This window comes from Rhizobacter sp. P1_G5 (assembly GCF_056405435.1).
In genome coordinates this window covers 1-1,221 of sequence record NZ_JBFUCB010001018.1, presented here as the reverse complement: position 1 = coordinate 1,221, position 1,221 = coordinate 1, and the positions used below count along the sequence as shown (strand labels likewise).

General features: G+C 74.0%; 1 protein-coding gene. It reads left to right on the top strand.

The genetic code is table 11. The features are described from left to right. On the top strand, positions 1-1,221 hold a 1,221-nt coding region (locus AC1D12_RS33680), incomplete at both ends, for a molybdopterin-dependent oxidoreductase (protein ID WP_477845425.1).

Below are 1,221 nucleotides of genomic sequence, written 5' to 3'. Positions count from 1 at the left end.
GGTGCACACGCTGTTCGCCGAGGGGCTGGTGAGGCTCGGGCGCCTGCAGCCGCACCTGGTGGGGGTGGAGGCGCTGCGCGATGCGGTGCGGCCGTTCGCTGCCGACGCGATGGCGCCGCGCTGCGGGATCGATGCGAGCGTGATCCGCAGCCTCGCGCGCGAACTCGCCGCGGCCGGGCGCGGCTGCGTCTACGGCCGGCTCGGCACCTGCGTGCAGGCCTATGGGACCACCTGCTCGTGGCTGATCGACGTGCTGAACATCCTGACCGGCCACCTCGATGAACCCGGCGGCGCGATGTTCCCGCAGGCGGCGGCCTTCGCGGCCAACACGGCCGGCACGCCGGGCCGCGGGCGCGGCATCGTGACGGGCAGGCACCACAGCCGCGTCAGCGGTGCGCCGGAGGTGTACGGCGAGCTGCCGATGACCTGCCTGGCCGAGGAGATCGAGACGCCGGGTGCGGGCCAGGTGAAGGCGCTGATCACGATCGCGAGCAACCCTGTCCTGTCGGCACCGAACGGCGCGCGGCTGGCGAAGGCGCTGGAGGGGCTCGACTTCATGCTGAGCCTGGACATCTACCTGAACGAGACGACGCGCCATGCCGACGTGATCCTGCCCGGGCTGTCGCCGCTGGAGGACACGCACTACGACGTCGCGTTCCCGCAGTTCAGCGTGCGCAACCATGCGCGCTACAGCCCGGCCGTGCTGCCGCCGCCGGCGGGCGCGCCAGCCGAGTGGGAAACGCTGCTGCGGCTCGCCGCGCTGGTGCAAGGCCGCGGCGCCCAGGCCGACATCGCGGCCCTCGACGACGCCCTGGTGGCCGACGACGTGCGCAAGCTCGCCGGCGACCAGGCCGATGCGGTGCTGCAGGCGCTGTCGGCGCACCGCGGCCCGGAGCGGCTGCTCGACCTGGCCTTGCGCAGCGGGCCGTTCGGCGACGGCTTCGGCCGCCAGCCCGAGGGCCTGACGCTCGACAGGCTGAAGGCGGCACCGCACGGCATCGACCTGGGCCCGTTGGCGCCGCGCCTGCCCGAGCTGCTGCGCACGCCGTCGGGCTGCATCGAGCTCGCGCCGCAGCGCCTGCTCGACGACCTGCAGCGCGTGGCCGCCGATGCGCGGATCGCCCCCGCCGACGCGGTGATCATCGGCCGCCGCCAGGTGCGCTCGAACAACAGCTGGATGCACAACCTGCCGACGCTCGCGAAGGGCCCGTTCCGCTGCAC